Annotated in this window: 26 protein-coding genes; 12 read left to right on the forward strand and 14 right to left on the reverse strand. The window is 64.7% G+C overall.

Features of this window, described 5'->3' with window-relative positions; genetic code table 11:
• Positions 1 to 151: 151 nt before the first annotated feature.
• The gene (locus tag F600_RS0116520) at positions 152 to 1,606 is read right to left on the reverse strand and encodes an amino acid permease (protein ID WP_018161739.1); all 1,455 of its coding nucleotides are present in this window, start codon (positions 1,604 to 1,606) and stop codon (positions 152 to 154) included.
• Positions 1,607 to 1,831: 225 nt separating this feature from the next.
• Here F600_RS0116520 and gabT point away from each other — a divergent pair, with 225 nt between their 5' ends.
• The 5 genes from gabT (at position 1,832) to F600_RS0116545 (ending at position 8,445) form a co-directional block, all read left to right on the forward strand.
• On the forward strand, positions 1,832 to 3,172 hold the full coding sequence (gene gabT / locus F600_RS0116525; protein ID WP_018161740.1) for a 4-aminobutyrate--2-oxoglutarate transaminase: 1,341 nt from the start codon (positions 1,832 to 1,834) through the stop codon (positions 3,170 to 3,172).
• Positions 3,169 to 4,617, forward strand: a complete 1,449-nt coding sequence (locus F600_RS0116530; protein WP_018161741.1) for an NAD-dependent succinate-semialdehyde dehydrogenase — start codon at positions 3,169 to 3,171, stop codon at positions 4,615 to 4,617. The genes gabT and F600_RS0116530 overlap by 4 nt, the downstream gene beginning before the upstream one ends.
• Positions 4,618 to 4,664: 47 nt before the next feature.
• Positions 4,665 to 7,337, forward strand: a complete 2,673-nt coding sequence (locus F600_RS0116535) for an NAD-glutamate dehydrogenase domain-containing protein (protein ID WP_018161742.1) — start codon at positions 4,665 to 4,667, stop codon at positions 7,335 to 7,337.
• A 159-nt stretch (positions 7,338 to 7,496) separates the two neighbouring features.
• A complete protein-coding gene (locus F600_RS28705) occupies positions 7,497 to 7,964 on the forward strand; it encodes a 2-isopropylmalate synthase (RefSeq protein WP_156024649.1) in 468 nt (155 codons plus the stop codon).
• Positions 7,965 to 8,037: 73 nt separating this feature from the next.
• Complete coding sequence (locus tag F600_RS0116545) at positions 8,038 to 8,445, forward strand: VOC family protein (RefSeq protein WP_018161744.1); 408 nt, start codon at positions 8,038 to 8,040, stop codon at positions 8,443 to 8,445.
• Here the strand turns inward: F600_RS0116545 and F600_RS0116550 are convergent.
• The 3 genes from F600_RS0116550 to F600_RS0116560 all read right to left on the reverse strand — a co-directional run bounded on the left by F600_RS0116550 (position 8,442) and on the right by F600_RS0116560 (position 11,179).
• On the reverse strand, positions 8,442 to 9,920 hold the full coding sequence (locus F600_RS0116550) for a wax ester/triacylglycerol synthase family O-acyltransferase (RefSeq protein WP_018161745.1): 1,479 nt from the start codon (positions 9,918 to 9,920) through the stop codon (positions 8,442 to 8,444). The two genes, F600_RS0116545 and F600_RS0116550, sit on opposite strands and share 4 nt — an antisense overlap.
• 72 nt (positions 9,921 to 9,992) lie before the next feature.
• On the reverse strand, positions 9,993 to 10,409 hold the full coding sequence (locus F600_RS0116555; protein ID WP_018161746.1) for a VOC family protein: 417 nt from the start codon (positions 10,407 to 10,409) through the stop codon (positions 9,993 to 9,995).
• 32 nt (positions 10,410 to 10,441) lie between these two features.
• Positions 10,442 to 11,179 carry a sulfite exporter TauE/SafE family protein gene (locus F600_RS0116560; RefSeq protein WP_026306609.1) on the reverse strand — a complete coding sequence of 246 codons (738 nt, stop codon included), beginning with the start codon at positions 11,177 to 11,179 and terminating at the stop codon, positions 10,442 to 10,444.
• A gap of 196 nt (positions 11,180 to 11,375) precedes the next feature.
• On the opposite strand from F600_RS0116560, the gene F600_RS0116565 reads away from it, so the two are divergent.
• The gene (locus F600_RS0116565; RefSeq protein ID WP_018161748.1) at positions 11,376 to 12,065 is read left to right on the forward strand and encodes a GNAT family N-acetyltransferase; all 690 of its coding nucleotides are present in this window, start codon (positions 11,376 to 11,378) and stop codon (positions 12,063 to 12,065) included.
• Complete coding sequence (locus F600_RS0116570) at positions 12,065 to 12,664, forward strand: DinB family protein (protein ID WP_018161749.1); 600 nt, start codon at positions 12,065 to 12,067, stop codon at positions 12,662 to 12,664. The genes F600_RS0116565 and F600_RS0116570 overlap by 1 nt, the downstream gene beginning before the upstream one ends.
• Here F600_RS0116570 and F600_RS0116575 read toward each other — a convergent pair.
• Positions 12,661 to 13,188: a hypothetical protein gene (locus F600_RS0116575; protein ID WP_156024650.1), complete on the reverse strand. Its 528-nt coding sequence runs from the start codon at positions 13,186 to 13,188 to the stop codon at positions 12,661 to 12,663. The two genes, F600_RS0116570 and F600_RS0116575, sit on opposite strands and share 4 nt — an antisense overlap.
• A gap of 109 nt (positions 13,189 to 13,297) precedes the next feature.
• Entirely contained in the window at positions 13,298 to 13,960 is a 663-nt protein-coding gene (locus F600_RS0116580) for a DsbA family oxidoreductase (RefSeq protein WP_018161751.1), read from the reverse strand.
• Between the two features lie 64 nt (positions 13,961 to 14,024).
• On the opposite strand from F600_RS0116580, the gene F600_RS0116585 reads away from it, so the two are divergent.
• Positions 14,025 to 14,474 (forward strand): SRPBCC family protein, encoded by a 450-nt coding sequence (locus F600_RS0116585; RefSeq protein WP_018161752.1) that lies wholly within the window; start codon positions 14,025 to 14,027, stop codon positions 14,472 to 14,474.
• Here the strand turns inward: F600_RS0116585 and F600_RS0116590 are convergent.
• Positions 14,428 to 15,336, reverse strand: a complete 909-nt coding sequence (locus F600_RS0116590; RefSeq protein WP_040631765.1) for a DMT family transporter — start codon at positions 15,334 to 15,336, stop codon at positions 14,428 to 14,430. The two genes, F600_RS0116585 and F600_RS0116590, sit on opposite strands and share 47 nt — an antisense overlap.
• A gap of 84 nt (positions 15,337 to 15,420) precedes the next feature.
• Between F600_RS0116590 and F600_RS0116595 the strand changes: the two genes are divergently transcribed.
• On the forward strand, positions 15,421 to 16,710 hold the full coding sequence (locus F600_RS0116595; RefSeq protein ID WP_018161754.1) for an acetyl-CoA C-acyltransferase: 1,290 nt from the start codon (positions 15,421 to 15,423) through the stop codon (positions 16,708 to 16,710).
• Here the strand turns inward: F600_RS0116595 and F600_RS0116600 are convergent.
• Positions 16,707 to 17,162: a GNAT family N-acetyltransferase gene (locus F600_RS0116600; RefSeq protein ID WP_018161755.1), complete on the reverse strand. Its 456-nt coding sequence runs from the start codon at positions 17,160 to 17,162 to the stop codon at positions 16,707 to 16,709. The two genes, F600_RS0116595 and F600_RS0116600, sit on opposite strands and share 4 nt — an antisense overlap.
• A gap of 32 nt (positions 17,163 to 17,194) precedes the next feature.
• On the opposite strand from F600_RS0116600, the gene F600_RS0116605 reads away from it, so the two are divergent.
• The gene (locus F600_RS0116605; protein WP_018161756.1) at positions 17,195 to 17,401 is read left to right on the forward strand and encodes a hypothetical protein; all 207 of its coding nucleotides are present in this window, start codon (positions 17,195 to 17,197) and stop codon (positions 17,399 to 17,401) included.
• On the opposite strand, the gene F600_RS0116610 is transcribed toward F600_RS0116605, so the two are convergent.
• The 6 genes from F600_RS0116610 to F600_RS0116635 form a co-directional block, all read right to left on the reverse strand.
• Entirely contained in the window at positions 17,398 to 18,072 is a 675-nt protein-coding gene (locus F600_RS0116610; protein WP_018161757.1) for a GAP family protein, read from the reverse strand. The genes F600_RS0116605 and F600_RS0116610 overlap by 4 nt on opposite strands.
• A gap of 42 nt (positions 18,073 to 18,114) precedes the next feature.
• Positions 18,115 to 19,551 (reverse strand): NCS2 family permease, encoded by a 1,437-nt coding sequence (locus F600_RS0116615; protein WP_245541558.1) that lies wholly within the window; start codon positions 19,549 to 19,551, stop codon positions 18,115 to 18,117.
• A 61-nt stretch (positions 19,552 to 19,612) separates the two neighbouring features.
• Positions 19,613 to 20,470 carry a COG4705 family protein gene (locus tag F600_RS0116620; protein ID WP_174523559.1) on the reverse strand — a complete coding sequence of 286 codons (858 nt, stop codon included), beginning with the start codon at positions 20,468 to 20,470 and terminating at the stop codon, positions 19,613 to 19,615.
• A gap of 207 nt (positions 20,471 to 20,677) precedes the next feature.
• Complete coding sequence (locus F600_RS0116625) at positions 20,678 to 21,919, reverse strand: MFS transporter (RefSeq protein WP_018161760.1); 1,242 nt, start codon at positions 21,917 to 21,919, stop codon at positions 20,678 to 20,680.
• Positions 21,916 to 22,341, reverse strand: a complete 426-nt coding sequence (locus F600_RS0116630) for a MarR family winged helix-turn-helix transcriptional regulator (protein WP_018161761.1) — start codon at positions 22,339 to 22,341, stop codon at positions 21,916 to 21,918. Before F600_RS0116630 ends, F600_RS0116625 begins: the two co-directional genes overlap by 4 nt.
• Before the next feature lie 29 nt (positions 22,342 to 22,370).
• Positions 22,371 to 23,159 (reverse strand): hydroxypyruvate isomerase family protein, encoded by a 789-nt coding sequence (locus F600_RS0116635; protein ID WP_040631767.1) that lies wholly within the window; start codon positions 23,157 to 23,159, stop codon positions 22,371 to 22,373.
• 191 nt (positions 23,160 to 23,350) lie between these two features.
• On the opposite strand from F600_RS0116635, the gene F600_RS0116640 reads away from it, so the two are divergent.
• Both F600_RS0116640 and F600_RS0116645 read left to right on the forward strand, forming a co-directional pair.
• Positions 23,351 to 24,103 carry an SDR family oxidoreductase gene (locus F600_RS0116640; RefSeq protein WP_018161763.1) on the forward strand — a complete coding sequence of 251 codons (753 nt, stop codon included), beginning with the start codon at positions 23,351 to 23,353 and terminating at the stop codon, positions 24,101 to 24,103.
• Between the two features lies 1 nt (position 24,104).
• Positions 24,105 to 25,319, forward strand: coding sequence for a serine hydrolase domain-containing protein (locus F600_RS0116645; protein WP_026306614.1), 1,215 nt, complete (start codon positions 24,105 to 24,107; stop codon positions 25,317 to 25,319).
• Position 25,320 lies beyond the last annotated feature (1 nt).

Genomic DNA, 25,320 nt, shown 5'->3' on the forward strand with positions numbered 1-25,320 from the left:
CGATTTTGGGTGAGCGGGCGACGGAAAGGGGTCGCCTTTTTGTCGAATCTGATCGAGTGTGTTCGACAGGATGGCGCGCCCGAAAATGGCCGCGACCAAGGACGCAGCTGCTCCCGGACCAACGTCCGGCAGCAGCCGCATCAGTGAAGGGTCAGACGGTTGTTCGGGTCGCGTCGACGCGTGCGACGCTCTTGCGCGCCAGCGGCCAGAACAGCGCGAGAACGACAACAGAGACGAGGCTCGTCCAGACCTGCGTTCGGCTGGATTCGTCGCCGAGCAACATGACGATGACGATGCCGACGACCGCGGAGATCGTCAGGACGGCGAGCCAGGGATGGAGCCACATCTTGAGCTTGAGGTGGGACTGCTCCTCGGGCGTCATCTTCTGCCGGGTGCGCATCTGCGTCAGGGCGATGAACGCGTAGACGAACAGAGCCACCAGGCCGGCCGAGTTCATGATGAAGTCGAAGACTCCGGAATTCGGTGCGACGAAATTGACGAACACCGCGGCGTAAGCGCCGAGCGTGGAGGCCACGACGGCGACGACCGGAACACCGCGGTGTTTCTTGGCCACGATCTTGGGGGCGAAGCCGTCATCGGCGAGTGCGGAGAACATACGAGCGGCCGAGTAGAGCCCCGAGTTCAATACCGAGCACACTGCGGTGAGGATGACCGCCGTCATGATCGTTTGAGCCGCCGGGATTCCGAACATGCCGAAGATGTAGGCGAACGGCGCGTGTTCCTTGGGGTCGGGCAGTTGGTTCCACGGCACGACGATGACCATGATGGTGACGGCGCCGACGAAGAACAGCAGGATTCGCCAGATGACGGTGCTCGCAGCCTGCCGCACGCCCTTCGAAGGGTTCTCCGATTCCGCGGCCGCCATGACGGCGATCTCGGTTCCGAAGTAGGAGAAGATCACGAGTGCGACGCCGCTGATGATGGGCCAGATGCCGTGCGGGGCGAATCCGCCGTGTTGCCAGAGGTTGGGGATCGAGAAAGTCGAACCGCTCCAGAGACCGGTGGCGAAGAGGATGCCGATACCCAGAAACACGATGATCGCGAGGACTTTGACGCTCGCGAGCCAGAATTCGACCTCACCGAAGGAACGAACCGAGATCAGGTTCGAGGCGGTGAACAGCAGGATCAGGCCGACGGAGAACAGCCAGGCCGGCACACCGGACACCCACCCGTGGAGAATCGAGCCGCCGACGACGGCTTCGAAGGCGAGAACGCCGACCCAGAAGTACCAGTAGAGCCAGCCGACGAAGTAGGCCGCCCAGTTGCCGAGTCCGGTCCGGGCGTACTCCATGAATGAACCCGTGGTGGGTCGGGCAGCGGCCATTTCGCCGAGCATTCGCATGGCGAGGAACACCAGCAGTCCGCCGATGAGGTAGCAGAGAATCGCGGCCGGCCCGACCGTGCGAATGACGTTGCCGGAACCGACGAACAGACTGGCCCCGATGATTCCGCCGAGGGTGATCATCGTGACGTGGCGGGAGCGGAGCTTCTTCGGCTCTTTCTCGAGCGAATTGGGTGTGATCGGCAGTCCCGCCGATGTCTCCGGCGATATCTGTGCGTCGTAGTTCGCACGTATGAGGGACATGAGGCTCCTTGTGTTGTGCACGGGAGAGATGAAACTCGCCGTGCACTCCTATGAGCCGGCGACCGCCGCCTGTGTTTCAGGCGACTTACCCAGTGTGTGTGATGCGAAACACATGCGAAATAGCCATTTCGTAGAACTTGGGCTCAAAGCTTCGCCAAAAAGGCGATCGACCCGTCCGTGTTCGGCGCCAAGACTCGGCGGTAGTCACCGAAACAAGGAGCACCGATGCCCGACATCACCTACCGACTGCCGCAGGAGCGGAATCTCGTCACGTCACTTCCCGGCCCACGCTCGTCGGAGCTGGCGACGCGACGCAAGCGGGCGGTCGCGGCCGGCGTCGGCTCGTCGGCGCCGGTCTATGCCGTCGATGCCGACGGCGGCGTCATCGTGGACGTGGACGGTAATTCGCTCATCGACCTGGGGTCGGGCATCGCGGTGACCAGCGTCGGGGCATCGAACCCGCAGGTGGCGGCAGCCGTCGCCGAACAGGCTGCGCACCTTACGCACACCTGTTTCATGGTCACCCCGTATGAGGGATACATCGAGGTCGCCGAGCGGCTCAACCGGCTGACACCGGGCGACCACGAGAAGCGGACGGTCCTGTTCAACTCCGGCGCGGAAGCGGTGGAGAACGCGGTGAAGATCGCTCGGCTCGCGACGGGTCGCCAGGCCGTTGTGGCGTTCGACCACGCGTACCACGGTCGCACCAACCTCACGATGGCGCTGACCGCGAAGTCGATGCCCTACAAGTCGAACTTCGGACCGTTCGCGCCCGAGATCTACCGGATGCCGGCGTCCTACCCGTACCGCGACGGCCTTGACGGCAAGGTTGCTGCGGCCGAGGCGATCGATCGGATCGAGAAGCAGATCGGCGCTGGGTCTTTGGCGGCCGTGATCATCGAGCCGATCCAGGGTGAAGGCGGATTCATTGTTCCGGCTCGCGGGTTCCTGCCGGCGCTCGCCGACTGGTGCCAGGCGAACGGAGTCGTGTTCATCGCCGACGAGATCCAGACCGGTTTTGCGCGCACGGGGTCGTGGTTCGCGTCGAACGACGAGGGAATCGTCCCGGACCTGGTCACCATGGCCAAAGGCATCGCCGGCGGTATGCCCCTTGCCGCCGTGACGGGCCGCGCGGACCTGCTCGACGCGGTGCACCCCGGCGGACTCGGCGGCACCTACGGTGGAAACCCGGTCGCGTGCGCCGCGGCGATCGCTGCGCTCGACTACCTCGAGTCCGCTGACTTGGCGTCCCGCGCACGCCACATCGAAGAGATCGCGAAGCCGATGCTGCGGTCGCTCGCCGACGAGACTGGCGTGATCGGTGATATTCGCGGCCGGGGAGCAATGCTGGCGATCGAGATCGTCAAGCCCGGCACCAACGAACCAGACGCAGTCCTCACCAAAGAGGTTGCGACTGCCGTGAACGCGGCGGGCGTCGTCATGCTGACCTGCGGCACGTACGGCAACATCATCCGGCTCCTTCCGCCGCTGGTCATCAGCGATGAATTGCTCATCGAAGGCCTCGACGTCATCGGTTCGGTGCTCAAGGCAAAGGCAGGCAAGTGACTCCCGAGCAGGCCCTTGCCGCAGTACCCACTGACCTCTGGATCGGCGGTGTCCAGGTTCTCTCGACGAATCGTTTCCCGGTGTACAACCCGGCGACCGGCGAGGTGCTGATCGAGGTCGCGGATGCCGGCCCTGACGATGGTGCTCGCGCCCTGGACGCCGCGTCGAAAGTGCAGGCCGAGTGGGCGTCGACGCCCTCCCGCCAGCGTGCGGAGATTCTGCGCCGAGCGTGGGAACTCATCGACGGCAAGTACCGCCAGCACTTCGCGATGCTCATGACACTCGAGATGGGCAAACCCCTTGCGGAGTCGAACGGTGAGGTCACCTACGGTGGCGAGTTCCTCCGATGGTTCGCCGAGGAAGCACCCCGGATAAACGGCCGGTACACGCCGTCGCCGACCGGCACGGGCCGGATCCTGGTGACGAAGCAGCCGGTCGGGCCGGTTCTCGCGATCACGCCGTGGAACTTCCCGCTCGCGATGGGCACCCGCAAGATCGGGCCGGCTCTGGCCGCTGGGTGCACGGTGATCTGCAAGCCGGCGGCGGAGACGCCGTTGACAATGCTTCTTCTCGGCCAGGTTTTTGCCGAAGCGGGACTGCCCGAAGGTGTGCTCTCGATCCTTCCGACGTCGAACGCGGCAGCTCTCACCGATCCGATGTTCGACGACCCGCGGCTGCGCAAGGTGACCTTCACCGGCTCGACCGGGGTCGGCAAGGTCCTGCTCGCCCAGGCGGCCAAGCGGGTGCTGAACTCATCGATGGAACTCGGGGGCAACGCGCCATTCGTCGTGTTTGACGACGCCGATCTCGACGCGGCCGTCGACGGCGCGATAGCCGCCAAGATGCGCAACATGGGCGAGGCGTGCACCGCCGCGAACCGCATTCACGTCGACAACGCGGTCCGCTCGGAGTTCACCGAGAAGCTCACGGCTCGGATGGCACCCCTACGCGTGGGCAGTGGGGTCGAAAAACACTCGCAGGTCGGCCCACTGATCACCGAAAAGCAGCGGGCGACCGTGACCGCCCTGGTCGCCGATGCGGTCACGAAGGGCGCCACCGTCAGGTGCGGTGGGGAGCCGATCGCGGGGGCCGGGTATTTCTACCCGCCGACGGTCCTGGACGGCGTGACCGTCGACGCGCGGATCTTGACGGAAGAGGTCTTCGGGCCGGTCGCCGCGATCACCGGGTTCGACGGGGAAGCCGCCGGTATCGCCGCTGCGAACGCCACGGATTACGGCCTCGCCGCGTACATCTACACCCAGGATCTTTCCCGTGCCCTGCGAGTGGCCGAGGCCGTCGAGGCCGGAATGGTCGGCGTCAACCGCGGCATCATCTCGGACGTCGCCGCACCTTTCGGCGGAGTCAAACAATCCGGCCTGGGCCGCGAAGCCGGCTCCGAAGGCATCGAGGAATACCTCGAAACCAAGTACATCGCCCTGCCGTAGATCGGCTGCCAAACGATTCAGTGCTCTGAGGGCGGCGTCATCGATATATGTCGATCGGCGTCCCAGGGGAGCACCGAACCGTTCCGCTTGCTCTTGTCACCACAAGGAACCCCATGAAGACCGCTGTCCAGGAACAGATCCGCTCGCCGAGAGCCTGGTTCGAATCGAATAATCGCGGCATCCGCGCTTTTGTCGATTGGGACGACTCCGAGGATTCCCGCAACCGTCCGCCGTTGGCGGACGTGTGCGCCCTGTTCCTTCGCTTCGACCTGCGTGTCGACAAGGTCGAATCGTTCGGCGGGGTCGATGCCTTCACCTTTGATGACCTCCAGGTCGACCTGGCGACGCTCCACCGAGTGGCCGCTGCCGCGGAAGCCGGCTTCAACGGCAAGTGGCAGGTCGACGGGTTCGCCCAACTCGTGACGGCGGCCGGGATCGGCTGGCGGGAGACGGTACTCGTGCGTGCGATGTGCCGGTTCCTGGCGCAGGCGCGGTGGGGCTACTCGGAGAAGTACGTTGTCGAGGCCCTGTCGCGGGCGCCCGAGTTCGTGCGAGCGATCATGGCGTTGTTCCGTGCCCGCTTCGACCCCGCAGGTCAGGGCGGATTCACCGACGAAGCCGAGTTCGTGGCAGAACTCGTCGAGGAGGCGACCTCGCTCGACGACGATCGCATTCGCCGCTCGCTCCAGGCCCTGGTGCTCGCGATCGTGCGCACCAACTGGTTCCAGATCGCCGAGGACGGCCAGCCGAAGCCCTATCTCGCCTTCAAAATCGATTCGTCGAGCCTGTTCGATCCCGGTCCGGTCGTCCCGTTCCGCGAGATCTTCGTCCACTCCGACGACGTTGAAGGCGTGCATCTTCGCAGCGGTGCGGTGGCGCGTGGGGGACTGCGCTGGTCAGATCGGCCCGAAGACTTTCGCACCGAGGTTCTCGGTTTGATGAAGACCCAGGCGGTCAAGAACGCACCGATCGTGCCGATGGGTGCCAAGGGTGCATTCGTCGTGCGGCGAGCGGGAATCGCGCCGGTGGCCGCGTACGAGACTTTCATTCGCGCGTTGCTCGACGTCACCGACAACATCGTCGCGGGGCGGGTGATTCACCCCGATCGCGTCGTGTGCGCGGACGGCGACGACCCCTACCTCGTGGTCGCCGCAGACAAGGGAACAGCACGATTCTCGGACGTCGCGAACGGGATCGCTGCGGAGTACGGATTCTGGCTTGGCGATGCCTTCGCGTCCGGCGGATCTGCCGGCTACGACCACAAGGCCATGGGCATCACTGCGCGCGGAGCGTGGGTCGCGGTCGAACGCCACTTCGCCGAAGCCGGCATGGATATGTCGCAGCCCTTCACCGTCGCCGGAATCGGTGACATGTCCGGCGACGTCTTCGGGAACGGGATGCTGCTGTCCCGCAACATCCGGTTGATCGCTGCGTTCGACCACCGCCACATCTTCATTGACCCCAGCCCGAACACGACCGTTTCCCTCGCCGAGCGGGAACGCCTGGCGGCGCTGCCCGCGTCGTCGTGGGACGACTACAACCGGACCCGAATCTCGCTGGGCGGCGGCGTTTTCCGGAGATCGGCAAAGTCCGTTTCGATGAGTCCCGAGGCACGCGCCGCCTTGGGTCTGGACGCCGACAATCTCACGCCGGACGAACTCATCCAAGCGATCCTGCGCGCACCGGTCGATCTCCTCTGGAACGGGGGAATCGGCACGTACGTGCGGTCGGAACGGGAATCCGATGTCGACGCGCAGGACCCGGTCAACGATCGGGTCCGCGTCACCGCCGCCGAGCTGCGCGCCAAGGTCGTGGGCGAGGGCGGGAACCTGGGCTTCACCGAGCGTGCCCGGATCGACTTCGCGCTCCGCGGTGGACGCATCAACGGAGACTTCATCGATAACGCCGCCGGGGTTGCCACGAGCGATCTCGAGGTCAATCTAAAGGTCGCGATCGGGGAGATGCCCGGTCGGGATCACCTGCTCGCCACACTCACCGACGACGTCGCCGGCCGCGTTCTCGATGGCAGCCGCCATTCGATCCTCGCGATCAGTCTGGCCGCCGCGCAGGCGAGCTACCTGCTCGAACGCCATATCCATCTGATCGGAAATCTGGAAGTCGAAGGTGGGATCGATCCGTTGGTGGCGGGTCTGCCGACCGTCACGGAACTCGGACGGCGGCGCGAATTGGGACAAGGACTGACCCGTCCGGAGATCGCGATCCTCGTCGCGCAGTCGAAGAATCTCGTCTCTCAGGAGTTGCTTGCCTCGACGGTCGTCGATGACGACGCCTTCAACGGGCGACTGCTGGCGTACTTCCCGCCGGCCGTTGTGGATGCGGTCCCAGCGGGAATCGAGAACCATCCCCTGCGCCGCGAGATCATCGCCACGGCCATCGCGGATGAACTCGTCAATCGGGTGGGACCGGGGACGATCTATCGACTGCAGGAGCGGCTCGGGGTGAGCACCGCGGACGTGGCATTGGCCTACGAGACGGTCCGCCGCGTTCTCGACCTCGATGCCGTGTGGGACGAGTGCCTCGCATCCGCGGCGACCGAAGAAGCCAGAATTGATCAGCTGACCGAGGTGCGCGAACTCGTCGAACATCTGACATCGTGGCTGCTCCGGGCGCAGAACGGGGCCCGGCCCGCACCCGATGCGTTCGCCGCACGAATCGAGCGATTGATGCGCGCCACGAAGGTCACCGCACTGGGGGCGTAACACTCACTTCCCTCACGACGACGATCACTGTATGGTGAACCGCATCATGAAGCGCGTACTCGTAGTTCACCGCAGCGGGGTCTGAGTCGGACTGGCCCCCCGTTGCGGGTCTGAACTACGCGCCGGTCCTTCCATCTCGTACGAGGAAGACCGCTTCACATGACAACCACACTGCATTACACAGCGTCCACTCGGGGCGGTAATTCGCCTGTCGAATTGCGCTTGGGCGCACCGCTCCCGCGCCAGCTCGCGTCCGCCGCGGCTGAGCTCACCTGGGACCAGTTTCTGACGGAGTACTCACCGACCGGTCCGATTCGCCTCGGGCGCCTGGCACAGGCCTTGGACCGCCCGGCGGAGTTCCACGCGACAATCTCCGTGGGCGACACGATTCAGACTCATCGCGTCGCGGCCCATGGTCCGATCGCCGCTGTCACGAGCGCGTTGTACGCCATCGGCATTCCGGTCGAGGTCCTGTCGTTCCACCAGCGCGCCTGTCGCGGCGAGGTCGCCACGTTCGTGCGCTTCGACAACGACGGGCGCGACAGTTGGGCGTTCGCGGTCGCCGGCGAGGGTGACGACTCCGCGGTTCGGGCGCTGATCGCCGCGGCGAATCGAATTGCTGGCTGAGAGCCTGTTCGGATCTTGAACAGACGGCTATCGTCGGCACCGGCAACCAGCCCGGACCTACTCAGGAGTCGACATGGCCTCGATGCTCAACCCGTACATCTCCTTTCCCGGTAACGCCCGTGAGGCGCTGACGTTCTACCACTCGGTATTCGGCGGCGACCTCGAGATTCACCCGTTCTCCGAGTACGGCTCACCGGACGCCCCGGAAGCGGACAACGTCATGCACGGGACCTTGGCCTCGTCGGGCGGATTCACGCTCATGGCTGCCGACAACCCACCCGGCATGCCACACGTGCCCGGCAACAACATCTCGATCAGCCTCAGTGGCGACGACGAAGCTGAACTTCGTGGCTACTGGGACAAGCTGACCGCCGACGGAACCATTGCCGTCGCGCTCGAGAAGCAGATGTGGGGCGACATCTTCGGCATGGCGACCGACAGCTTCGGCATCACGTGGTTGGTCAACATCGCGGGAAGTTAGTGACGGCCGAAGCGGCGGACCGGTTTCGTGAGCGTGTCAGAGGACGCCTCTTCGATGGCCGGTTCGCTGCGAACGCCCGCCGCATCTGCGAGTTCGCGAAGTGCGGCGTCGAACGCGTCCTTGATCACGGTCACGCCGGGCGTGAGTCGCTTGTCCGCGGAGAATCCGAAGTAGACCGTGCCCGCGTAGGAGAACGCACCAACGTTGAGTCCCTGATCGGCCGGGTTGAGCGGCACGATGGGATAGATCTCGAGAACCTTTGCACCGTTCAGGTACAGCGGATGCTTCGGTCCCGGCACGTTCGACACCACGAGATTGTGCGACGGGAAGTCGATTCCGACGCTCAGCATGGTCGTCAATGCGGGTGCGAGCAGCGGGGGAGCAATACCGCCGACGACGACGAACAACGCGCCGGCCATGACTCCGGCAGCTTCCTTCAGCTCGTCCATCCGCTTTCCCGCGATCTGAACTCGCTTCAGCGGATCGGTCTCTTTCACCGGCAGTTCGGCGATGACGACCGAGATGCGGTTGCCGCCGACTTCGCCGGGCTTCCGGATGTTCACCGGTACCAGCGTCGACGGTTCGCGGGAAAGCGTCGCGGGGTCGACGCCGGCCTCGTGGAGGTACTTCGCGAGCATCCCCGCGACGACGGCGAGGAGCACGTCGTTGAGAGTCCGACCCGTCGACTCCGCGATGTCCTTCAACAGTTGCAGCGGCGCCTGCATGCAGTCATAAGTGCGGTTCGCGGAGATGCGGTTGTTGAACGGCGTATGGACGGCCGGCGGCCGTTCCCGCATGAGTTCCCGCAGCACTTCCGCCGCCTCGACCATGTCCTGCGCGGTCGACAGGGGTTCGAGAAACGGGCGGGTGCTGCTGGAGACGAACTGGGTGGCGGCTTTCATCGGTTTGATCGCGAAGTTGCGCGCCATCCGGAGAGTGTATCCGGGCTTGGCTTCCTCGACGAAAACGTCCTGGGGCGGCGCGATCGTGGCGGGCTCCGGGCTTTCATCGAGGATCGCCAGGCCGATTCCCAGCGCGGACGCGCCATCGACCATCGCATGGTGCATCTTCATGAGGATGGCCAACCGACCGTCCTCGAGCCCGGCGATGAGGTGCAGCTCCCACAGGGGTCGCGAGCGGTCGATCTTGCGCGACATCTCGTTGCCGACGTAGCGCATGAGCTCGGCGTGACCGCCCGGCGCCGGCAAAGCTGACGTGTGGATGTGGTACTCGACGTCGAAATCGGGATCGTCGGCCCACACCGCGTTCCGCACGCCGGTACGGCCCTCGTCGAGTCTCTGCCGGCATCGCGGCACGAGGTGGATGCGTTCCCGGATGCGCTGGCAGATCGCATCAAAGGTCACGCCCGGACCGTGCTCCACGAAGATCAGACTGCCGACGGTCATGTTGACCGGGCCGACCTCACCGACGAGCGCGGAGCGGTCCAGCGGTGACAGCCGGTATGACATCGACATCGTGCCTCCAAAGAGTCCCTTCCTGGGAATAGTGGCACGAGCTACGCGAGCGGGCTGTGGTTATGACGCGTGTCACGGGACGACGATGTCGCCCAGTGGTCCTGGATTCCAAGCGATTTCCCAGCGGTAGCCGTCCGGGTCGCCGAAGTAGCCGGTGTATCCACCCCAGTCGCGGTCTTGCCCGGGATGCACTGGATCCGCGCCCGCTGCCTTAGCCGTCTCGAGAACCTGGTCGACTTCGGCGCGGGAGCCGAGGTTGTGCGCGAGCGTGATCGGCGCCAGGCCGGGTCCGCGCCGGATCGGCCCGACTTCGGCTTCGAATTCGGCGTCGTGCCAAAGGGATAGAATCAGTTGCGGTCCGACGCGAAACATGAGGACCTCGCCCGGGACGTCGAGTTCGGGTGTCCAGCCGAGCCCGTCCACGTAGAAGCGGCGGGTCGCGTCGAGGTCGGCGACGGCAAGGGTGATGAAGCTGACGCGTGCATCCATGTTCTCAGCCTGTCATTCGCAGGCTTGTGACGTCATCGGAAGAAGAGCCACGCCGCCAGCCCGAACGCGCCGATTCCGATCGCGATGCGAAGTTTGTCCTGGGGGAGCGCCTTCACCACGGGCGGCCCGGTCCAGCCGCCGAGGAACGCGCCGATCGCGACCGCGAGCGACGCCCACCAATGCACCGGTCCGAAGATGCAGAATGCAATCGCCGCGGTGAGGTTCGCGACGCCCAGCAGGAAGCTTTTGAGCACGCTCGCTGCGTGCATGGATTCGTCGCGCGCGGCGAGCAAGAGCGCTAGGAACATCACACCGGCGCCGGCTCCGAAGTAACCGCCGTAGACCGCGACGAGGAACATCGCGATCGCGGTCATCCGCTCGTGGTGCACTGAACTGTGCAGGCGTTGGAGTCGTGGCTGCAGCAGAAGTGCGAGACCAGCGAGCGCCACGAGGAAGGGGACCGCAGCGTCGAATGAACTCGGGGGACTCAGAAGGAGCAGCGCGCAACCGAGCCCACCGCCGATTGCGAACACGATGATCCAGGTGCGGAGTTCTCGACCGCGGCCCGCGAGTTCCTCGCCCGAGCGCACGGTCGAGCCGATCCCGACTGCGACCAGCGCCACGGTGTTCGTCGCGTTCGCGGCGACGGGCGTCAGTCCGGCCGCGAGCAGTGCCGGAAAGGACACCAGGGACGCCATTCCGGCGACGAAACCGATGAGTCCGGCGCCGTATCCCGCGAGGACGAGGCCAGCGAATTCGAGCACGGTCAATGCGCTGCGAACCTCGACCGTGCCATGCGCCGGAGTCTATACGTCGAATCGGTTACGAATTGCCGAACAGTGCCCGTCCAAAAATGCACAAAATGCCCATCTAGCTGCAGTTTCCGGAGTGGCACCGGCGCGGTGAACTTGTCACCGACGACCCTTATAGTGATGGCTCACTCCACACATCCGCCGAGGGATCCACATGACGAACGTGCTCCACACAGCTCCGTTCCTGCCGGTTCCAGACCCGCGTCCGCAGGACGAGCCATGGCCCGACATGGTCTGGCCGATTCCGCCTGCCACCATGTTGGTCGGCCGGAACCTGGACCTCATCCCGCTCAATCCTCGAGAACACGCGGAGCCGCTGTTCGCGGCCCTCGACGACGACCGCGTCTGGACGCATTTCCAGTGTCGGGCGGCGAACCCGGTCGAGTTCGGAGACAAGCTCGCTGATCGCTGCGCCCGGCTTGGTTGGCACCCGTGGGCCGTCCGGCTGACTCGCGAGACGCAGGGATTCGTTCCGGGATCGCTCGGCGGGATGACCGCCTATATCGATGCGAATCCGCACGATGCGTGCCTCGAGATCGGCGCGACCGCGTACTCGCGCGTGCTCTGGGGAACGACGGTCAACGCCGAGGCGAAGCTGCTGCTCTTGACCTATGCGTTCGAAAACCTCAATGTCGGTCGGGTGCAGTTGAAAACCGATACGCGCAATCATCGATCGCAGCTTGCGATCGCGCGCCTGGGTGCGCGATATGAAGGCACGATCCGCCGTCGCTATCGCCGCGACGACGGCACTCTTCGGGACGTCGTCATGTTCTCGATCACGGCCGACGACTGGCCGGAGGTTCGCGCTCGACTCACGAACCGCGTGACAGGTCGTTCCGAATGATGCCGATGGGCGGGGGTAACCCGGCCAAGGATGCGCTGCATCGGTACTTGAAGGCGGGTCGCGATGCCCTGCTGTGGAAGCTGGACGGATTGTCGGAGTACGACGTCCGCCGCCCGATGACGACGACAGGCACCAATCTGTTGGGTCTGGTCAAGCACCTGACCGGGTGCGAATACGGCTACTTCTCGGTGACCTTCGGACGCGAGCCCGGCCCGCTGCCGTCGTGGCTCACCGAAGGTGGCGAACCCAACGTCGACATGTGGGCGACCGCGGAGGAGCGCCGCGAGGACATCATCTCGGCGTACCGCGGAGCGTGCGTCATCTCGGACGCGAACATCGTCAAGTTCTCGCTGACCCATCGCGGCACCGTGCCGGGTTGGCCTGCGGAGCGCGCGAACGTGACGCTGCAGGAAGTTCTCGTGCACATGATCGCCGAGACGCACCGGCATGCGGGCCATGCTGACATCGTTCGCGAACTCATCGATGGAGCCGCCGGGATGAGTGCCGGCGACGACCTCCGCGCGACAGCTACTCCGGAGTGGTGGTCAGCGCATCGAGATCAGGTCGAGGAGGCCGCGCGGGCGGCGGTCGATCGTTAACTGCCGGACAGTGTGCCAAGCACCTTGGCCAACAACGTTGCCAGCGTTGGTGCTTCAGGTACGTCAGCTTCGGCCTGTTCGACCGTCGGTGGCGCGGGGTCGACGATGACCTTCGGCTCGACCGGTGTTGTAGGCGTGGTCGCCACCGGTGCGGTCGTGATGATGAGAGTGTCAGTTTTCTCGAGCTTGGACTGTGCGCCGGACAGGTCTGCGCAGATCGATCTAATCGTGTACTTCCCGTCGGGCAGGTTGTCGAAGGTGATCGTCTTGTGGAGGGTGCCGCCGTTGTCGTTGGCGACCTTCTGAACGTCGCCCACTTGATTGCCTTGTGCATCCTTCAGCGTCGCGCCGCACGCGACCAAGCCCAGGAGCCCGCCAGAGGATGCGCCGTAGTGCGCTTCGATCGCGTTCCCGTTCACAACGTGCTCGATCGTGCCGTTGACCTTTGCGTTCGCGAGCCCAGCCGAGCCGGCGATAGCGGCGACCGTGGCAACAACGGCAATCCGCGCAGACGTAGTCGTCATCATTCCCCCGATCGGATGCGGTCTCTTCGACGCTAAGTCGGGAAAAGTTCAATCCGCCAGGTTCGACTGGGGCCGTGATGGGGTTGTGTCCATCAGGGCTGTGTGGCCGTTATCTTGCGGCGCTATCGGCTCGTTCCGCCGCCAACTGACCCAGCGCGCTCGCGAAAACCTCGGGCGGCTGGGCGCCGGACAGGCCATACCGTCCGTCGAAGATGAAGAACGGGACGGCGTTGATGCCGAACGTCTCGGCTTCGGCGATGTCTGCGCTCACGTCGCTGGCGTAGGTTCCTTGTTCGAGTGCTTCGCGTGCGGCTTGGGGGTCGAGCCCCGCATCAGCCGCCATGTCGACGAGTTCGTCGACCTGACCGAGGTGACGACCCTCGCTGAAGTAGGCGCGGAAGAGGCGTTCAGACATTTCGTACTGGCGTCCGTGCTCCTTCGCAAAGTGGAGGAGTTCGTGCGCTTTGAGCGTTCGCGTGTGCTGGAGTCTGTCGAAGTCGTAGGTGAGTCCGGCGTTCGCGGCTGCGGACGTCACGCGGGCGAGCATCTGCCGAGCCTGGTCAGGTGAGATGCGCTTGTATCCGACGAGAAAGTCGACCTCGGACCCCTCGAAGTCGATCGGGGTGTCTGGCGAGAGTTCGTATGAGTGGTACTCGATCTCAACCTCGGGTCCATCGAAGCCACGAATCGCCGCGTCCAGATTCGCCTTGCCGATGTAGCACCACGGGCACGCGATGTCGGACCATACGTCGATCTTGATTGGCTCGCTCATACATCGGGCCAACCGATCTCGGCAGGCGGTTATTCCACCGGACTGGCTGTGGTTCGATCGGGTCATGTCTGACGAACAGAAGGTCGTGTCCGCTTCCCGGAGGATCGCCGCACCCGCCAAGGTCATCTTCGAGCTCATCGCCGAACCGTCGAAACAGCCGTCGTGGGATGGCAATGACAACCTCGTCGAGGCGCCGATCGGGCAGCGCGTCACCGGTGTCGAGCAGAATTTCGTGATGCTGACGACGAAGGGCAACACCCGCGTGAATCACGTGGTGGAGTTCGACGAAGGACGGCTCATCGCCTGGATGCCGGCCGAGGTGTCGGGCCCGCCGTTCGGGCACTTGTGGCGGTGGGAACTCACCGAGATCGATGACGACCACACCCTGGTGACCCACACCTACGACTGGTCGCGGCTGACCGACGAGAACCGTTTCGAGCGCGCCCGATGGACAACCTCGGAGCGGCTTATGGAATCGGTGAATCGACTAGCGCAGCGGGCTGAGGGTTCGTAGCCATCGCGGCCGGTGCTGATGGTCGGGTCGCGAGAACGGAACCTCCGATGATGAGCGCGAATCCGACGGCGGTGCCGACGGTGAACGGTTCATCGAGGAGACCGACGCCAAGTCCGATCGCGACCGCGGGGTTGACGTAGGCGACGACGACCGCGCGGGCCGGTCCGACCTCGCCGACCAAGGCGTAGAACGCGATGAACGATGCCGCCGTACAGATCACGCCAAGTCCGATCAGCGCGAGGACGACGGATGATGACACCGGCAGACGCGGTGGATCGAGTGCGACGAACGGGGCGTAGACGACGACGGCGAACGCCAGCGACAGTGCGATAACTGCCGTGCCCGGCTGACTCGCGAGGTACTTGGACAAGATGATCGGCCCGACGGTGTAGCCCACCACCGCCAACGACACCGCGAGGACCGGCAGGGCTCCCGCCGCCCCGACCTCGAGGCCCACCAGCGCGGCGACTCCGACGAAACCGGCGACGAGACCACCGATCCGGGCGGGACCGAGTCGCTCCGCGCCAGATAGTGCAGCGACCGCGGCGCCGACGATCGGTACGGCAGCGATGAGCAGACCGGTCAATGAACTCGAGAGCTTCTGTTCCGCATAGCCGAGCATGAGCCAGGGCACGCAGATTTCGATGATCGCGAACGCGGCGAGTGGCTTCCAATGCTGGAGAACGGGACCGATCTGACGCCGGTAGACAGCCAGCGGCAACAGCAGAACCACGCCGATCGCGCAGCGGGCGAAAACGATTGCCGCGGGGGATAGCTCAGCGACGGAGATCTTGATGAACAGGTAGGGAAGGCCCCACATCAGGCCTACCGCTGAGAACAACAACCACGCGCGCCGCGACACGCTTCTAGCAGCCGGAACCGGACAGAAATTATTCCGTGCGCGTCAGGGCTTTTACTGGGACATGCTGTCTCATACAATCGCCGCATGGCAGCAAAGAAGCGCAGGGCCGTCGTCGTCTCCGGCGTCCGCACCCCATTCGTCCGTGCATTCACCGATTTCACTCTCCTCGACAGCATTGCGCTCGCGGACGAGGCGGTGAAGGGTCTCCTCGCCCGCACCGAACTCGACAAGAAGTCCGTCGAGGCGATCGTCTGGGGAGGTGTCGTTCTGCCGAGTGCGGCTCCCAACATCGCCCGGGAGATCGCGCTCGATCTCGGACTCGACTTCGGCTGCGAGGGCTACACCGTCACCCGTGCGTGCGCCTCCGGATTGCAGGCGGTCACGTCGGCAGCGGCAGCGATCGAACGCGGCGAGTACGACATCATGATCGCCGGTGGCAGTGACTCGACGAGCAACGCCGAAGTCAAGCTCCCGCAGAAACTCATCCACGCCTCGGCGCCGCTGGCGCTCGGAAAGCCCAAGGCCAAGGACTACCTCGCGGCCGCTCGGCAGCTCGCACCGTTCACCGGACTCCTCCCGAAGCGTCCGCAGATCGCCGAGCGCAGCACGGGCGAAGTCATGGGCGAGTCGGCCGACAAGATGGCCCGAATCAATGGCGTTTCTCGCGCTGAGCAGGACATCTTCGCTGCTCGGTCGCACCACCGCGCGGCAACCGCCATTCAATCGGGCCGCTTCGACCGCGAAGTCATCTCCGTGACGACTCCGTCCGGCAAGGTCGTCAACCGCGACGGGCTGGTGCGCGCCGACACGAGCGTCGAGAAGCTCGCGCGCCTGAAGCCGGTGTTTGCGCACGACGGCACGGTCACCGCCGGCAATGCGAGCCCGCTCACCGATGGGGCTTCGGCGGTCCTGCTGATGAGTGAGGAAAAGGCGCTGTCGCTCGGCTACACGCCACTCGCCGCGTTCCGCTCGTGGAGCTACGTGAGCGTGGACCCGGCGGACCAGGTTCTCATCGGACCGGCGATCTCGATGCCGCGCGCCCTGGCGAAGGCTGGTCTCAAGCTCGCCGACGTCGACCTCGTCGACATCCACGAAGCCTTTGCCGCACAGACGCTTTCGGTGCTGTCGGCGCTGCGCAGCAAGGAGTGGGCGCAGGAGCGCCTGGGGCTCTCGGACGCGGTCGGTGACGTCGACATCGACAAGCTCAACGTGCACGGCGGGTCAGTGGCGATCGGTCACCCGTTCGGCGCCACCGGCGCGCGCATGGTGACCACGATGGCCAACGAGCTCGCGATGACCGGCAAGAGCACCGCGCTGCTCGGCATCTGTGCGGCTGGCGGTATCGGCGCATCGGCCGTGCTCGAGCGGGTCTAACCCAGCTCGCGATAGTAATAGAACATCGGCTCGGCCTGGCCGGCCTCGATGTTGGTGTAGCCATGGCGCTCGTAGAACCTGCGAGTGTCATGGTCTTCACCGTCGACGTTGAATTCGAGCACCTCGCCGCCGCGGCGGCGGACCTCGTCCTCCACGAACGTCAAGAGGTCGGTGCCGAATCCCTGATTTCGGTGCGACGGTTCGACATACAGCTCGTCGAGCAAGGCGACCGGACCGTCGTACCAGACGTTCGGCCGGAGCGTGACGAGAGCGAAGCCGGTGGTGTCCGCGAGGACGGCGAACGTCAATTCCTCGTCGAGCAGCTTCTCGAGCCGTGGTGCCAGGACCTCGGGGCCCGGCGTCGGAGTGTCGAATTCCCGGTTGAACGCGTCGAGAAGAACCGCGACGACCATCGCGTCGCCCACGCCTGCCAAACGCACCGATTCGCGCATACAGACAGGTTTACCGCAGGCAGGATGAAGTTATGCACATCGACGGGCTCCGGCCGTTCTTGGATGCCGAGTTGAGCGGAATGGACCCCGCATCCCGGGTCGCGGCCGCGGGGCGCATCGCCACCCAACTCAACGACGCGCTTGACCACATGAGAGCACATGATGTCGATGCCACGAAGGCCGAGGTCGCGCGCATGGAAGGCGTGGTCCTCGCGTTGAACGCGATCGCCGGAACCTAACTCAGCGAGCTGATTCCCTTTTCGATCACCATGAGGCCGATCACCACGAGAACGACGGCCTCCATCGCCCCAAGGTTCCGGTCCATCCAATCTTTGATGCGGGCCATCGTCGGATCCAGGCGCTCACCAGCGATAGCATAGGCGAGCACCGGGATCGCCACTGTCGAGGCAGCGACCGCGATGAAGAGGACACCACAGGTCCAGGCGCCGGCGGTGCTCAGCCCACCGGCCCCGATCTCCAATCCGGCGGTGGCGACAAGGGCCAGCACTTCAGGCCGAACCACCGCGACCGCGACTCCGGTCAAACCCGCGCGACCGGGTGTGAGTTTGGCGAACGGACGCATCCAACGGGGTTGTTCGGTATGGCGATGCCGGGTGACGAAGCGATACACGCCGAAGACGATCAGTGCTGCACCCAGGATGATGCGGACCCACGACATCCATGCGGGCCGGGTGTGTTGCTCGCCGCCGGCCAAAGACGACGCTTCGATGAAGACCACGGTCAGGCCGACCAGCCCGACGACCCAGCCGGCCAGGAAAGCGAGGCTGGTTGGGCGCGGCTTTGACGAGTGCAGGACGAGGACAGCCGGGATCACGGTGAGCGGCGACAGGGCGACGACCAACGCCAGCGGAATGAGCGTCGTCAGCGCCGAGCCCAGGCTTTCTTCCACACTGAAAATCTTTGCACTACAAAGGAGCCGACGTGCCGGGAACTAGGTCAGCAACTCGTCGATCGGTTGCTTGAGGAAGTACACGACGAACACGGCGGCGACGACGTACAGCAATGGGTGCACCGAACGCGCCTTGCCGGAGACCAAGGACAGCACCGCGTAGCTGACAAAACCGAGCCCGATGCCGTTTGCGATGGAGTAGGTGAAGGGCATACCGACGATGGTCAGGAACGCCGGCATGGCGATCCGGAAGTCGGTGAAGTCGATGTGCCGGACCTGGCTGATCATCATTGCGCCGACCACGACGAGAGCCGGCGCCGCGGCTTCGAGTGGCACGATCTGGTACAGCGGAGTGAAGAACATCGCCGCGAGAAACAGCAGCCCCGTGACGACGTTGGCCAGGCCTGTCCGCGCGCCTTCGGCGATACCCGCGGCGGACTCGATGTAGACCGTGTTGGACGACACCGAACCGACCCCACCCGCGATCGCACCGGTTCCTTCGACGATGAGGGCCTTGCCGATACCCGGAAGGTTGCCGTCTTTGTCGGTGAGCTCGGCTTCCTGCCCGAGGCCCGTCATGGTTCCCATCGCATCGAAGAAATTGCTCAGGACCAGCGCGAACACGAAGATGCAGGCGCTCAGGACGCCCACTCTGGTGAACGCTCCGAAGACGCTCACTTCACCCACGAGGGATAGGTCGGGAAGACCGCCCAGGGACTTGGGCCACGTCGGGATGTTGAGGCTCCAGCCGTCGGGGTCCGTGATGGCCGGTCCGAGGTGCGCAAACTTCTGCACGATGATCGCGAGGATCGTGGTCGCCACGATGCCCAGGAGCAGGCCACCCTTGACCTTGCGGACGACGAGAATCCCCATGAGGAGGACGCCGAACGCGAAGACGACGACAGGCCAGGAACTGATCGAGTTGTCGGTGCCGAACTCGACCGGAACGGTGCTTCCCGCGGCGTCCGGCATCCGCTTGACCAGACCGGAGTCGATGAACCCGATGAAGGCGATGAACGAACCGATGCCCGCCGCGATCGCCGCTTTGAGCGGCGCAGGGATGGCGTTGAAGACCGCGGTCCGGAATCCGGTGGCGGCCAGGAGGACGATGATCACGCCGTCGATCACGACGAGGCCCATGGCTTCGGGCCACGACATCTCGCGCACCACGTTGACGGCGAGAAGTGAGTTGATGCCGAGGCCGGTGGCGAAGGCGAAGGGATAGCGCGCGATCGCACCGAAAGCGAGACACATGATCCCGGCGATGAGTGCGGTCGCCGCCGCGACCTTGTCCATCGGCAGCACCGAACCCGTGACGTCAGCGTTGTGCCGATGACCCGGGATGCCGCCGATGATGATCGGATTGAGCACGAGAATGTAGGCCATCGTCACGAACGTGACGAGTCCGCCGCGCAGTTCCCGGGCGATGGTCGACTGCCGTTGGGAGATCGAGAAGTACTGATCCACAAGGCGCTTCACCTCTCCCAGCCTAGGGGGAGGTGAACCGCGTCGCGCGTTGAACGAATCGTCGCGGATTCGGTTACCCGACGGGGACGAGTTCGCCGTTAGGTGTCTCGGGTTCGCCGGTACGTCGGTTGACCGGCGCCGGAATGGGTTCGAGCGGCGTAGTCCGGACCTGCCGTACTTGGTAGATCACCAGCGCGATGAGGCCGAGGAGCAGAGCGGCAGACGTCCACATCGTGCCCCAGCCGAGCCCGCCGTGCTCGATCGGCTTGCTGAGTGCGTCGCCTGCGGTTGCGCCCAGCGGACGGGTCAAGACGAATGCGACCCAGAAGAGCAACATGCTGTTGATCGGGGTGAAGTAATGCGCAGCCAGTAGCGCGACCATGATCGACGACAGAATGAAAGCGCTTTGGCGGAAACCGAATTCGAGGTCGTCGGCAAGGAAGTCGCCGCTCGAGGTGCCGAGGCTGTTGGAGAACAGGATCGCCACCCAGTACAGGAGCTCGCCCTTGAACGTGGCGACCTTTTCGACGTCGAGCGTCTGTCCACTTCGCCACCAGAGGAAGAACACGATCGCCAGGCACGTGGTCAGGATGATGGCACCGCCCGTGTAGCCGACACCGCCGGTGCGGTTCATCAGGTCCGACAGTGTGGTGCCCGTTGTGCTCGTCAACGCGATGACGGTCCAGAACAGCGCAGGATGAAATTTCCGTGCCCGCAGTTGGAACGTCACCGCGATGAGGAACATGGCGAAGAAGATCAGCGTGCTCGCCAGATAACCGACGTTGAGCGTCTGTGCCAGCAGGTCGCCACCGGTCTCGCCCAGCGTCGTGGCGAGGATCTTCAGAATCCAAAAGACGACCGTGACGTGCGGAAGTTTTCGTGCGACGAACAAGATTGACTGAGCGTTGTCACGGGTTTTGGATACTGCCACGGTTGCTCCTGCACAAGGTCACGGATGCGGACTCGTCAGGCGACAAATCGCGACATTGCGATGCGTACGCACGACCGACGGGTAACCGCCTCCGTTGTGTGCAGCGCATCGCTGCAGCTCAGAGGCGGTTCTCGTTTTCTAACACGCTAGGAAGCGACGTCGGGCGGCTTCAGAATCAATCGGCCGGACTTGCGCGTTTTATCCCAATCAGTCGTCGCCGAGCGTGATTGCCTCGGCTTCGTCAACGCTGTGCGACTCGGGCTGGTGTGCGTCGAGGCCGGTCAGGTGCGACTTCCCGATCACGAGGACCGCCACGGCGAGCGCCGTGAACGTCGCGCCGACCCAGAACGGAAGATGCACGTTCTGTTCGCCGAGCTTGCCGGCCAACCACGGGGCAGCGGCACCACCGGTGAAGCGGACGAAGCTGTAGGCGGCCGACGCGGTCGAGCGTTCGGCGGGCGAGACGATCATGACGGTCTCGGTGATGAGCGTGTTGTTGATACCGAGGAACACCCCGGCCAGCACGGTACCGACGATGAGCACGGCCTTGTCCTCGGTGAACATCGCCATGACGGCCAGATCCGCGGCGAATGCGAGCAGCGCGGCGGCCATAATGGGCATCGTCCCGTAGCGGCGCTGCAGGATCGGCGCGATGAACACCGACGAGATCGCGAGCATGAGGCCCCAGCCGAAGAAGATGAACCCGATGGCATAGGTGCCGAGATCAAGCGGGAACGGCGTGTAGGCGAGCAGCGTGAAGAAGCCGAAGTTGTACAGAAGTGCGGTGATCGCGACGGTCAGCAGCCCGGGGTGGGTCAGCGCCCGGAACGGGTCGGCGAGTGAGGTTGTTTTTCCGGTTGCGGGAGTTTCGGGCAGCAGCACGACCGTCAGGATGAACGCGACGGCCATCAGTGCGGCGACGCCGAAGAACGGTCCACGCCAGCTGATGTGGCCAAGCACGCCACCGAGCAGGGGACCGGCGGCGATGCCGATTCCGAGGGCGGCCTCGTAGAGGATGATCGCCCGCGAGACGCCACCGCTGGCGGCGCCGACGATCGTCGCGAGGGCCGTCGCGATGAAGAGTGCGTTGCCGAGTCCCCAGCCTGCGCGGAATCCCACGATCTCGCCGACCGTGCTCGACATTCCGGCGAGTGCGGAGAAGACGATGATGATCGCGAGTCCACCGAGGAGGGTGCGCTTGGGGCCGAACCGGCTCGAGATCACGCCGGTCACGAGCATCGCGATACCGATGACCGCCATGTAGCTGGTGAAGAGCAATGACACCTGGGACGGCGACGCGTGCAATTGCTCGCCGATCGGCTTCAGGATGGGGTCGACGAGGCCGATTCCCATGAACGCGATGACGCTGGCGAAGGCCACTGCCCACACCGACTTCGGTTGTTTGAGGATGCTCGGTGTGTCGTCGGTTCGTTCGAGTGTTGCGGTCATTGTTTGTTCCTTCCCAGTGCCTCGTTCAGCCTGGTGAGGCTGGCGAGAGCGGCTGCGATCTCCCTTTCGTCAACGTCGCCGACGTACGGTGCGAGGGCGCGTCCCGCGGCACCGCGTGCCTCATCCAACTGGGTCCGGCCCAGTTCGGTGATGGCGACGACGACCGCTCGCGAATCGGACGGGTCCTTGCGGCGTTCGACGAATCCCTTGTCGGCAAGACGCCCGATGAGCGTCGTGGCCGCAGGTTGCGAGCTTCGATCGAGGCGGGCGAACTCGGTGATCCGCAGTTCACCGTTCTCCTCGAGGATCGCGAGTGCGCGAACGACGGCGTGGGGTTGATCGCTGGTGGTGAGTCCCCCGGCCAATCGGACGAACCGCCCGGCGGCGGTCAGCAGTTCGATGAGGGGCTCGTTAGCTGTCACTCACCAAATATACATAACGTGATTATGTATTAGCTGTTGCGTGCGTCACGCGGAAGCCAGGCGAAGGGGTCCTTCGCCGCTCCCGGGACGTACTCCAGAGAGATGAGCCCGGTGTAGCCGAGTTCGTCGAGCAGAGCGAGATGGCCGTTCAGGTCGGCATTGCCGGTGCCGGGCGCGCCGCGGCCGGGGGAGTCGGCGATCTGGACGTGGTGAATCTGCCGGAAATTGCGCTTGATCGTTTTCGGCACGTCGACCCCGTTTGTTTCGAGGTGATAGAGGTCTGCCAGGGCGGCAACGCCCGGTCCGGCGAACTTCGCGATGAGTGCCGCATCGTCGAGGGTTTTGATCGGGTAGTCCGGCGCACCACTGAGTGGCTCGACGAGAACTGTTGCACCGATCTTCTGGGCCGCCTGGGCGGCGAGATCGAGGTTGTCGGAAGCGAGCGCATCCTGATCGCCGGGCAGAACGTCGTCGACGCGATTTCCATACAGCGCGTTGAACATTCGAGTGCCGAGCCGCTCGCCGATCCCAATGGCGACGTCGATGTTGTCGCGGAATTCCTGCGACCGGGCGGGGATCGAGAGCAGTCCGCGCTCACCGTTTGCCAGGTCGCCGCCGGCGAAATTCAGACCGGTCAATCGAACGCCCGCGTTCTCGATCGACGCGACGAAGGCATCGACCTCGGCATCGGACGGCACTGCGGAGTCGAACGGCCACCAGAACTCGACCCCACCGAATCCTGCGGCGGCTGCGCGAGCCGCGCGATCGAGCAGCGGAATGTCGGGAAACAGGATCGAGCAGTTCACGGTATAGCGCACTCTAGAAACCCTAGGCGCATCTCTCAAACCCCGTCCGGCGCCCCATGTGCCAGATCACCGACCAGCTGTGTCGTCCTCGTCGCCGATACAACCCCGGTATCGGACTCCTCAGCCGCCTTGCTGGACCGGCGATCTGATCACCAGGGGCATCCCGCCGGGTTTGAGAGACACGCCTTCGCCTCATGATCAGAATGGAGCACATGATCGACTCTCCGGTGGCAGTGGTGACGGGTGCGGGTTCGGGACTGGGGCGCGTGATTGCGGGTCGTCTTCTCGAGGCCGGGTTCCGGGTCGCCGTTGCAGGTCGCACAGTAGAGAGTCTCGCGGAAACGGCCGGCGCAAACCCGAACGCGCTCGTCGTGCCGACGGACACGACGAGTCCAGCGTCGGTTGCCGAGTTATTCGCGAGTGTCGGCCAGCGCTGGGGCCGGGTGGACGTCCTCGTCAACAACGCCGGAACGTTCGGGCCGGTTGGTGACGTCGACGAGATCGACGTGCAAGCCTGGCTCGACACGGTGTCGGTCAACCTGACGGGGTACTTCCTGTGCGCCGCGGAGGCCTTTCGGATGATGAAGACGCAGACGCCGCAGGGCGGTCGGATCATCAACAATGGTTCGATTTCCGCGGATCGGCCCCGACCGGGTACCGCGGCCTACACCTCGACGAAGCACGCGATCACCGGTCTTACGAAGGCGCTGTCACTCGATGGGCGCAAGTACGGGATCGCGTGTGGGCAGATCGATATCGGAAACGCTGCCACCGATATGACCAGCGGTTTTGCCGCTGGAGCCCGGCAGGCCGACGGTTCGGTCAAACAGGAGCCGACGATGGATGCGACCTATGTCGGCGATGCGGTTCTTCAGATGGCGACCCTTCCGCTCAGTGCGAATGTGCAGTTCATGACGTTGATGGCGACGAACATGCCGTTGATCGGGCGCGGCTGACATGCGGACCCGGGTGCATGTTCCCGACGACCTGGACGCCGTCACGACGTGCGGGGACGAGGTCGGCGATCTGGCTGCCGCGTCGATCTGGTCGTCGGTCCGGGACTGGTATCGCACTGGCCTGCATCCCGCCATTCAGGTGTGTGTGCGCGTGAACGGCCACGTGATCCTCGATCGCGCGATAGGCCATTCGTGGGGCAACGCACCGACGGATCCGCCGGACGCCGAGCAGGTCGTCGTCACGCCGTCGACGCCGTTCTGCGTCTACAGCGCCGCCAAGGGCATCACGACGACTGTCGTGCATCGGCTGATCGAACAAGGCGTGCTCGAACTCAACGCGCCTGTGTGCGATTACCTGCCGTGGTTCACATCCGAGGGCAAGGATCGGATCCGGCTTCGGCACGTCCTGACCCACACCGCAGGCGTCCCGGTGTTCCCGCCCGGGATCGACTTCACCCGGCTGCACGAACACGACTACGTGATCGACTGCCTCGAGCGGATCAAACCGCTGCACCGGCCGGGCATGTTCCCGATCTACCACGCGGTCACCTTCGGCGTTCTGACCAGGGAAATCGTCGCGGCCACCACCGGTCGGTCCATTCGCGACATCTTGCGCACCGAGATCCTGGACCCCCTGGGATTCCGCTGGACGAACTACGGTGTCGAGCCGGACGAGGTTCCTTTGGTGGCGCCGAGCCATCCGACCGGTGAGGAGCTGAGCGGACCACTCGCGGCGGCCTTCACGCGAGTTATCGGTGGGTCGATGTACACCGTCATCCCGCACACGAATGAAGCACAGTTTCTGACCACGGTTCTGCCCTCGAGCAGCACAGTGTCGAATGCTCACGAACTGTCGCGGTTCTACGAGATCCTGCGGCGCGGGGGAGAACTGGATGGCCTTCGGGTGCTGTCGCCGGAGGCGGTGCGGGCGGCCTCCACTCCGCACACGCGGCTGCTTCCGAATGTCGCGGTCGGCCTGAAACCGATGCGCTGGGGAATGGGCTTCATGGTGAGTTCAGACCGGTTCGGGCCGTTCGGCCGGAACTCCGGCGGCGCATTCGGCCACACCGGGCTGGTCAACATCGCCGCGTGGACCGACCCGTCGCGTCGAATGTCGGCGGCAATCGTGTCGAGCGGAAAGCCGGGTCCCACCCACGAGCGCGACCTGTACAACGTCGTGCTCGACGCGATCACCGGTTCTGTGCCTAGGGTGTAGT

Origin of the sequence: Smaragdicoccus niigatensis DSM 44881 = NBRC 103563 (assembly GCF_000380645.1) — a bacterium.
GTDB classification, from domain to species: Bacteria; Actinomycetota; Actinomycetes; order Mycobacteriales; family Mycobacteriaceae; genus Smaragdicoccus; species Smaragdicoccus niigatensis.

What these genes read in the sequence shown, in the direction of transcription:
- F600_RS0116520 (WP_018161739.1), bottom strand. Translation starts at nt 1,606, where the DNA reads ATGTCCCTCATACGTGCGAACTACGACGCACAGATATCGCCGGAGACA.
- gabT (WP_018161740.1), top strand. Translation starts at nt 1,832, where the DNA reads ATGCCCGACATCACCTACCGACTGCCGCAGGAGCGGAATCTCGTCACG.
- F600_RS0116535 (WP_018161742.1), top strand. Translation starts at nt 4,665, where the DNA reads ATGTCGATCGGCGTCCCAGGGGAGCACCGAACCGTTCCGCTTGCTCTT.
- F600_RS28705 (WP_156024649.1), top strand. Translation starts at nt 7,497, where the DNA reads ATGACAACCACACTGCATTACACAGCGTCCACTCGGGGCGGTAATTCG.
- F600_RS0116545 (WP_018161744.1), top strand. Translation starts at nt 8,038, where the DNA reads ATGGCCTCGATGCTCAACCCGTACATCTCCTTTCCCGGTAACGCCCGT.
- F600_RS0116550 (WP_018161745.1), bottom strand. Translation starts at nt 9,920, where the DNA reads ATGTCGATGTCATACCGGCTGTCACCGCTGGACCGCTCCGCGCTCGTC.
- F600_RS0116555 (WP_018161746.1), bottom strand. Translation starts at nt 10,409, where the DNA reads ATGGATGCACGCGTCAGCTTCATCACCCTTGCCGTCGCCGACCTCGAC.
- F600_RS0116565 (WP_018161748.1), top strand. Translation starts at nt 11,376, where the DNA reads ATGACGAACGTGCTCCACACAGCTCCGTTCCTGCCGGTTCCAGACCCG.
- F600_RS0116570 (WP_018161749.1), top strand. Translation starts at nt 12,065, where the DNA reads ATGCCGATGGGCGGGGGTAACCCGGCCAAGGATGCGCTGCATCGGTAC.
- F600_RS0116575 (WP_156024650.1), bottom strand. Translation starts at nt 13,188, where the DNA reads ATGACGACTACGTCTGCGCGGATTGCCGTTGTTGCCACGGTCGCCGCT.
- F600_RS0116580 (WP_018161751.1), bottom strand. Translation starts at nt 13,960, where the DNA reads ATGAGCGAGCCAATCAAGATCGACGTATGGTCCGACATCGCGTGCCCG.
- F600_RS0116585 (WP_018161752.1), top strand. Translation starts at nt 14,025, where the DNA reads ATGTCTGACGAACAGAAGGTCGTGTCCGCTTCCCGGAGGATCGCCGCA.
- F600_RS0116595 (WP_018161754.1), top strand. Translation starts at nt 15,421, where the DNA reads ATGGCAGCAAAGAAGCGCAGGGCCGTCGTCGTCTCCGGCGTCCGCACC.
- F600_RS0116600 (WP_018161755.1), bottom strand. Translation starts at nt 17,162, where the DNA reads ATGCGCGAATCGGTGCGTTTGGCAGGCGTGGGCGACGCGATGGTCGTC.
- F600_RS0116605 (WP_018161756.1), top strand. Translation starts at nt 17,195, where the DNA reads ATGCACATCGACGGGCTCCGGCCGTTCTTGGATGCCGAGTTGAGCGGA.
- F600_RS0116625 (WP_018161760.1), bottom strand. Translation starts at nt 21,919, where the DNA reads ATGACCGCAACACTCGAACGAACCGACGACACACCGAGCATCCTCAAA.
- F600_RS0116640 (WP_018161763.1), top strand. Translation starts at nt 23,351, where the DNA reads ATGGAGCACATGATCGACTCTCCGGTGGCAGTGGTGACGGGTGCGGGT.
- F600_RS0116645 (WP_026306614.1), top strand. Translation starts at nt 24,105, where the DNA reads ATGCGGACCCGGGTGCATGTTCCCGACGACCTGGACGCCGTCACGACG.